Origin of the sequence: Promineifilum sp. (SeqCode) (assembly GCF_041918635.1) — a bacterium.
Lineage (GTDB): Bacteria > Chloroflexota > Anaerolineae > Promineifilales > Promineifilaceae > Promineifilum.
On sequence record NZ_JAYRVJ010000535.1, the window covers coordinates 1 to 7,901 of the forward strand.

Annotated in this window: 7 protein-coding genes; all 7 read right to left on the reverse strand. The window is 67.9% G+C overall.

Annotation, left to right across the window (positions count from 1 at the left end; all coding sequences use genetic code 11):
* Positions 1-95: 95 nt before the first annotated feature.
* On the reverse strand, positions 96-1,523 hold the full coding sequence (locus ACE3UY_RS15995; protein ID WP_374688494.1) for an aminotransferase class V-fold PLP-dependent enzyme: 1,428 nt from the start codon (positions 1,521-1,523) through the stop codon (positions 96-98).
* 169 nt (positions 1,524-1,692) lie between these two features.
* The gene (gene recR, locus ACE3UY_RS16000; RefSeq protein WP_374688495.1) at positions 1,693-2,298 is read right to left on the reverse strand and encodes a recombination mediator RecR; all 606 of its coding nucleotides are present in this window, start codon (positions 2,296-2,298) and stop codon (positions 1,693-1,695) included.
* A gap of 3 nt (positions 2,299-2,301) precedes the next feature.
* Positions 2,302-2,676 carry a YbaB/EbfC family nucleoid-associated protein gene (locus tag ACE3UY_RS16005; RefSeq protein ID WP_374688496.1) on the reverse strand — a complete coding sequence of 125 codons (375 nt, stop codon included), beginning with the start codon at positions 2,674-2,676 and terminating at the stop codon, positions 2,302-2,304.
* Between the two features lie 123 nt (positions 2,677-2,799).
* Positions 2,800-4,512 carry a DNA polymerase III subunit gamma/tau gene (gene dnaX, locus ACE3UY_RS16010; RefSeq protein WP_374688497.1) on the reverse strand — a complete coding sequence of 571 codons (1,713 nt, stop codon included), beginning with the start codon at positions 4,510-4,512 and terminating at the stop codon, positions 2,800-2,802.
* A 154-nt stretch (positions 4,513-4,666) separates the two neighbouring features.
* On the reverse strand, positions 4,667-6,037 hold the full coding sequence (gene ribA / locus ACE3UY_RS16015; RefSeq protein WP_374688498.1) for a GTP cyclohydrolase II: 1,371 nt from the start codon (positions 6,035-6,037) through the stop codon (positions 4,667-4,669).
* A 140-nt stretch (positions 6,038-6,177) separates the two neighbouring features.
* Positions 6,178-7,047, reverse strand: a complete 870-nt coding sequence (rlmB, locus tag ACE3UY_RS16020) for a 23S rRNA (guanosine(2251)-2'-O)-methyltransferase RlmB (protein WP_374688499.1) — start codon at positions 7,045-7,047, stop codon at positions 6,178-6,180.
* The coding region (locus tag ACE3UY_RS16025; RefSeq protein WP_374688500.1) for a DALR domain-containing protein at positions 7,022-7,901 on the reverse strand (880 nt) is incomplete at its 5' end. The genes ACE3UY_RS16025 and rlmB, both read right to left, overlap by 26 nt.

The window sequence follows — 7,901 nt, forward strand, 5'->3', positions numbered from 1 at the left end:
AAATCCAGCCGCAGGCAAAGCGCTTGCAGTTCGGCGCGATTGAAATAGACAGCGACCCGTTCGCTCAAGTAGGCCAGATAGGCATCCATAGTCCTTCACCCTCCATTCCGCGCGAGCGTCTTGAGCAGGAAGTAGTCGGCCAACGGCTCCTCGAAGTTCAGGGGGTGGTACTCCCCCGTCTTGCGGTCGAGCGCGTACTCGCCCCGGTAGTCGTGGCGGGCGATGCGCTGCAACATCTCGATCAGGCGATCCACGTCGTCGGTGTTGCTGTAACAGCCGAAGCTGGCGCGCACCATGCCGGGCATATCCGACTTGTCGCCGGCGAGCATCTGCCGCCGCCAGCGCGCCGACTGGGCCTCGTCCAGTTGCAGCAGGTGCACGACGTAGGGATGGGCGCAGAAGCAACCGCTGCGCACGCCGATGCCCCCCTCATACCCCAGGATGGCCGCCGCCAGGAAGTGGGACACGCCATCCAGGTTGAACGGGATGACGCCCACCTTCTCGTGGGCGCGGGCCGGGTCGCTCTCGCCGTAGATGCGGATGCCGGGCACTTCGCGCAGCCGCTCCAGCGTGTAGGCGATGAGGTGCTCCTCGTGCGCGGCCACCGCCTCCATGCCCACCTCCATCAACACCTGGGCAGCCACGGCCATCGCCACCGCGCCGACCACGTTGGGGCTGCCCGCCTCGTCCCGGTCGGGCGCGCCGGCCCAATAGACCTCATCGAGCGTGACGATGTCCACCGTGCCGCCGCCGCTGTACTCCGGCGGCTGGTGCAGAAAGACCTCTTTCGGGCCGACGAGCGCGCCGGTGCCGAAGGGGGCGTACATCTTGTGGGCGGAGAGGGCGACGAAGTCCAGGTGCTCCGGGTCGTCGTCCGGCCGCATGTCCACGCGGCGGTGCGGGGCCAACTGGGCGGCGTCGACCAGGATGCGCGCGCCGGCGGCGTGGGCTTTGCGCGCCAGCCGGTGGATGGGCTGGATGAAGCCGCTGACGTTCGACGCGCCGCTGACCGCCACCAGCGCCACCCGCCCGGCGTGGCGCGCCAACTGGCGGTCGAAGTCGTCCTCATCCAGCCGGCCGTCGGGCAGGGCGTGGACGTGGACGACGTGGGCTTGCGGCCGCCAGGGCAGGTCGTTGGAGTGGTGCTCCAGTTGCGTGGTGATGACCACCGCGTCCGGCTCCAGCGGGTAGCGATAGGCCAGCTTGTTAATGGCCTCGGTCGTGTTCTTGCCGAAGATGACGGTGTGGGTGCGCGGGTCTGCGCCGACGAAGCGGCCGATGATCTCGTGCGCCTGGTCATAGGCCACGGTGCTGAGCCGTGACTTGAAGCCCGTGCCGCGGTGGACGCTGGAGTAGTAGGGCATGAACGCTTCGACAGCGCGCAGCACGTCCACCAGCGGCGGCGTGCTGGCGGCGTTGTCGAGGTTGACGTAGGGCACGCGCCGGCCGTCGAGCAGCGGCACTTCCCGATCCAGCCCAACGATCCGCGAACGCATATCGAGCATAGGGGGAGCAGTGATCATCGACATCCTCGTCAAAGAAAGTCATCCGCAGATTCGGCAGATTGGGCAGATTTGAAGAAAGCTCACGCAAAGAACGCTAAGGACGCCAAGAACGCAAAGAAAAGATTTGTCTTGGCGTTCTTAGCGCTCTTAGCGTTCTTTGCGTGAGCCTCTTCATCCTCCGCACAGATCAGACCTCTTGCCGTCCCTCTAGGGCGCGGCCGAGGGTGATCTCGTCGGTGTACTCCAGGTCGCCGCCGACGGGCAGGCCGCGGGCCAGGCGGGTCATGCGCACGCCGTACTCGGCCAGACGGCGTTGCAGGTAGAGCGCCGTGGATTCCCCTTCCAGCGTCGGGTTGGTCGCCAGGATGATCTCCGTGAACTGGCCCTGGGCCACGCGCTGCACCAGTTCGGTCACCCGCAGGTCTTCCGGCCCGATACCCTCCACCGGGGAGATGGCCCCGTGCAGGACGTGGTACCGGCCGCCGTAGGCCCGCGAGCGCTCGATCGCCAGCACGTCGAGCGGCTCCTCGACAACGCACACGAGGTGGGCGTCGCGCGCCTCGTCCTCACAGATGGGGCAGGGGTCATCCTCGGTGATGTTGAAGCAGACCGAGCAGAGGCGGGTGCGCTCCTTCAGCTCTTGCAGCGCGACCGAGAGGTCGAGCGCCTGGTTGTCGGTCGCCCGCAGCAGGTAGAAGGTCAGGCGCGAGGCGGACTTGGGGCCGATGCCCGGCAGCCGGGCGAACTCGTCGATCAGCCGCTGCACCGAGCGAGGCAAGACAGGTGTGGCCACAGCTTACCCCATCAGGCCGCCGAGCAGCCCGTCCATCCCGCCCGCACCGCCGGTAATCCCTTCCATGCGCTGCGCCGCCAGCGCCTGCGACTGCTCGATGGCGGCGTTGATGCCGGCGACGAGCATGTCTTGCAGGAATTCGACCTCTTCGGGGTCGAGGACTTCCTTATTAAGGGTGATGCTCTTCACGCGCTGGTGGCCGGTGATGGTGATGCTGATCGCCCCGCCGCCGGCGCTGACAGTCACCGTCTCGTTCTCCAGCGCGCTCTGGGCCGCGGCCATCTCCTGCTGCATCTTCTGCACCTGGGCCAGCACGTCGCCGCCCCCGCCGCCGGCCTTCTTCTGCTTCGGCTTGCCGTGGAAATTGCGTTTGGTCATAAGCTCCTCACATCAGGTAAAGAAGAGGCTCACGCAAAGAGCGCAAAGAAGCAAAGGACGCAAAGAGTAAACATTTTGCGTTCTTGGCTCACTTTGCGGCCTTTGCGTGAGCCTCTTCCCTCGTCACTCTTCTCTTACCACGCCGCCCAGTTCCTCCGCCAACGCCTGGAACTCGTCGCGGCCGATGGGCACGGGGTAGTCGGCCGTGTTCACGGTGCGCACTATGCAATCCGTCCCGCTGAGGGCGCGGAAGGTGTTCACCACCAGGTCGAGCGCGCCGGGCGTCCGGTCGAATTTGTCCTTCAACAAGGGGTAATCGAACCCCAGGATGATGGCCTTGCCCTCCACGGCCAGCGGCTTGCACATGGTCAGCAGCGCCGGCACGTTGCGCATCTGCCGGCCGACGCGCTGGGTCATCTCCGGCCACATGCCGGCCACGGCGGCGACGGTTAGCGTGGGGGCGGGTGGTTGGGCAACGGGTGTTGGCCGCTGGTCGGTGGTCGCCGAGCGCTGGTCGGCGGGCGGCTGTCGTTGCTCATCCACATCTGAGGATGCGGGCTCTGATCTCCCCCGCGTCCCTGCGCCCCCGCTTCCCTGCGCTTCCGCAATCGGCGGTCGCCGGTCAACAGTCAGCAACGTACGATCGCCCGCATCTGAGGATGCGGACTCCGCCTGTGCATGCTCCGCTCTCCCCTGCTCCCCTGCCCCCCTGCTCCCCTGCGTTTCCACAGTGGGCGCTCGACCCACCATCAGCGCCTCCGGCACCAACTCAATAAACGCCAACTCCAGCGGCAACTGCGGCTGCCAACTGCCCGTCGGTTGCAGCGCCGCCTCGTGGAAGCGGCGCACGGCGTCAATGAGCGCCCGGCGCGGGGCGCGGCCGGCCTGGGCCAGCATCTCCGCCTTGCGCTCCACCGGCCCATCGATCTCCAGTTGGCCGCCGGCGGCCTGGAGCAGCAACAGTTGGCGCAGGTGGGCCACCATCTGCCGGCAGAACTGGCGGGCGTCAGCCCCGGAGCCTAGCGCGTCATGAATGACGGCCAGCCCGGCGGCGCTGTCGCCGTTCAGCCAGGCGTCGGTCAGAGCGGCCACGGCCGCGTCGGGGGCCACGCCCAGCACCAGTTGCGCCCGCTCCAGCGTGATGCGGTCGTCGGGCGAGACGACGAGCTGGTCGAGCAGGCTCTCCGCGTCGCGCAGGCTGCCCGACGCCTGCCGGGCGATGAGTTCCACCGCCCGCGGCTCAATCGCCAGCGCCTCCTGCCCGGCCATCCAGTTCAGCCGCCCGGCGATCTCGCCCGTCGTCAGCAGCCGGAAGTTGAATTGCTGGCAGCGGGATTTGATCGTCAGCGGGACTTTGTGCTCCTCGGTGGTCGCCAGGACGAAGATGGTGTGGGCCGGCGGCTCCTCCAGCGTCTTCAGCAGGGCGTTGAAGGCCGCCGTGGAGAGCATGTGGACTTCGTCGATGATGTAGACTTTGTAGCGCCCCTGGCTGGGGGCGAAGTTGACCTTGTCGCGCAGGTTGCGGATGTCGTCCACGCCGGTGTTGGAGGCGGCGTCAATCTCGATCAAATCGAGGAAGCGCGCCTCGTTGACCGCCTGGCAGATGGGGCAGGCATCGTCAGGGCGTGTGGCGGGGTCGTCGGCCAGGCAGTTGACCGCCTTGGCCAGCAGGCGGGCCATCGTCGTCTTGCCCGTGCCGCGCGGGCCGCAGAACAGGTAAGCGTGACCGACGCGGTTAGCCGTCACCGCGTTTTGCAGCGTGTGGGTCACGTGCTCCTGGCCGATGACCTGGTCGAAGCGGGCCGGCCGCCACTTGCGGTAGAGGGCTTGAGACATGGAAGAAGCATCCACAGATTTCACAGATGGCACAGATTTTTTCAGAGAGAAGCTGAGAGTGCTGCGCTATCCGCGAACGTATCGCCTGTCAGAATGGATTCGGTCTGAGGAAGTTTAGCACCGAACGGGGGAGCTAACAAGACGGGGCGACCACTCACTCCCACGCCAACTCCCCCGCCAACACCACGTCCCGCCCCACCGCATAATGGCGCGGGTGGGTCAGGTGGGGGAACGCCTGCCCATTGAGTTGCCCCAGGTTGGCGACGGCGTTCAGGCCGCCGAGCATCAGCGGGGCGATGGTCAGCACCAGCCGGTCGGCCAGGTGGGCGGCCAGGACACTGCTGATGACCGTCGCGCCTCCTTCGATCATCAGGCTGCGGATGTGCCGCCGGTCGAGGAAGGCCAGCAGCGCCTCCAGGTTGACCATGCCGTTGCCGTCGGCCGGCAGCCGCACCACCCGCGCCCCGGCCGCTTCCAATTCCGCCTGCCGCCCGCGGTCGGCCGCCTCCGTTGTGGCGATCCACGGCCGCCGCCCCTCGCGCAGCAGCCGCGCCCAGGCCGGGAAGCGCAACCGGCTGTCGAGCACCACCGGCTGCGGGTCCGGCCCGCGCACCAGGCGCACGGTCAGTTGCGGATCGTCGGCGATGACGGTGCCGATGCCGACGAGGATAGCGTCGTGGTGGGCGCGCAACTGGTGGGTCAGGCGCATCGCCTCCGGCCCGCTGATGGTTGTCGGCTCGCCCCGCCGTGCGGCGATGGAGCCGTCGAGGCTCTGGGCGTAGCTGAGAGTGATGAACGGCCGCCCCTCGCGCGACGGCGGCGCGGCGGCCAGTTCGCGCAGCGTCTCCTCCGGCCGGCTGCTGGCGGTTACAACGGCGTCCAGCCACGCCGGCGGCGCGGCCGGTGGACGGGCCGACCGGAAGCCGTTGAGCGCCGTCTCGTCCAGGTCGAGCAGGTGGCGCATGCGGCGCACTTTCGTGTCCAGGTAGTGGGCGTTGTCGGCGTGGAGGGGGGTCTGGAGCGGCACGCGCTCGCTCACGGTCAGTCCGGCCCGCTCCAGTCCGGCGATCTTGTCCGGGTTATTGGTCAGCAGGCGCAGCGAAGGCACGCCCAGATCGCGCAGCATCAGCGCCGCCACGCGGTAATCGCGCAGGTCGGGCTGGTGGCCGAGCAGCAGGTTGGCCTCCACGGTGTCATAGCCGAGGTCTTGCAGGTTGTAGGCGCGCAGCTTCTCCAGCAGGCCGATGCCGCGCCCCTCCTGTCGCAGGTAGAGGATGACGCCCCGCCCCTCCTGGGCGATGAGAGCCATCGCCGCGGCGAGTTGCGGCCCGCAGTCGCAGCGGCGCGAGCCAAGCACGTCGCCGGTGAAACACTCCGAATGGACGCGCACCAGCGGCGGCGGCAGCGCCCCATTCCCCGTCAGGTCGCCGACGATGAGCGCCAGGTGCTCCTTACCGTCGAGGTCGTTGTGGTAGAGGCACAACGTGAACTCCCCCACGTCAGTGGGAATTCGCGCGCACGCCATCTGCCTGACCTCAATCTCCTCGGCCATGTTAAAAAGAAGAATCCACAGATTTCACAGATTACACAGATTTTCCCAAACGATCACCTTTTACATGGTCATACAGGTTTCTCTTAATCTGCGAAATCTATGGATTCTTTCTTCTATCTGGTGAACCCACGCGTTTGCCAGGCGGCATAGAGCAGGATCGAACCGGCCACCGCGGCGTTGAGCGACTCCACCCGGCCGCGCATGGGCAGGCGCACCAGGAAGTCGCAGTTATCGCGCACCAGCCGGCGCAACCCCTCGCCCTCGTGCCCGACGACGATGCCCAGCCCCCGGTTCAGGTCGATCTGGCCCAGCTCCTCAGCCGTCTCGTCCATGTCCATGCCCGCCAGCCACACGCCGGCCTCCTTCAGGGCGCGCATGGCCGCCACCAGATTGGTCACCTTGGCGATGAGCAAGTGTTCGGTGGCCCCGGCGGCGTACTGCACGACGGACGGGGTGATCTCCGGCGCGCGCCGGTCTTGCAGGATGACGCCGTGGACGCCACACGCCTCGGCCGTGCGCAGCAGCGCGCCAATGTTCTGCGGCCCGTGCAGCAGATCGAGCAGCAGCAGCAACGGCCGCTCCTCCCGACGCTCGGCCAAGCCCAACATCTCATCCAGTTCGGCGTAGGGGTACGGGCCGGCCTCCAGCAGGACGCCCTGGTGCTTGGGGTCGGCGGCGTGGCGCTGGGCCAACTGGTCGAGGGCGCGCTTGTCGAGGGGCGTCACCGCCACGCCGGCGGCGCGGGCCGCGTCCAGGATGGGCTGAAGCTCACTGTCGCCCCGCCCCCCCTTTTCCTGCGCGACGTATAACTGGTGGAGCGCTCGCCGCCGGGCGCGCAACGCCTCCAGCACCGGATGGCGACGGACGAGCGCCTCGGCCCCAGCCGGCCGGATCGCCGGCGACCCGCCGGCCTCCTGCCCACCGCGGGCCGGCCGGCGGGTCGCCCGCGATCCACGATCAGCCGAGCTTCCAGGTCGTGCCATCCGCCCGGTCCTCCAGGACGATGCCCAGTTCTTTCAGGTGGTTGCGGATGTAGTCACCGGTGGCCCAATCCTTCTGCGCCCGCGCCTGGGCGCGCAACTCGATCAGCAGGCGCACGAGGCCGTCCTCGCGCGCGGCGTCGGCCCCGCTCTCTTCCCGCTCCGGCACAACGCCCAGCACCTCGCCGCCCAACTCGCGGTAGAGCGCGTCGATGGCCTCCAGCGTGCCCTGCGTTTGCGGGCCGGACTCGTTGAGCAGCGTGTTCACCTGGCGGGTCAGGTCTTGCAGCACCGCCAGCGCGCCGGGCATGTTGAAGTCGTCATCCATACGCGCGACGAACTGCTCGCGCGCGGCGGCCAGCATCGCCGTCGCTTCGGCGCTGGCCGCGCCGGGCGCGGCGCGACGCAGCTGCTCGCGCGCCAGGCTGACCGCGCCCCAGACGCGCTGCCACCCCTTGAACGCCGCGTCGACCGCCTCGTCGGAGAAGTCGATGGGGTTGCTGTAGTGGCTGGACAGGACGAAATAGCGGATCGCTTCCGGCCGCCAGCGGGCCAGCGCGTCCTTAATCGTCATCGTATTGCCCAGACTCTTGCTCATCTTGACGCCGTCGAGCGTCAGCGAGCCGGTCAGCATCCAGTAGCGAGCGAAGGTCGCGCCGTGGGCGGCCTCGCTCTGGGCCACCTCACACTCATTATGGGGGAAGATGTTCTCCAGACCGCCGCCGTGGATGTCGATGGTCTCGCCCAAGTACTTGGCGGCCATGGCCGAGCACTCGATGTGCCAGCCGGGGAAGCCGTCGCCCCACGGGCTGGGCCAGCGCAGGATGTGCTCCGGCTCCGCTTTCTTCCACAGGGCG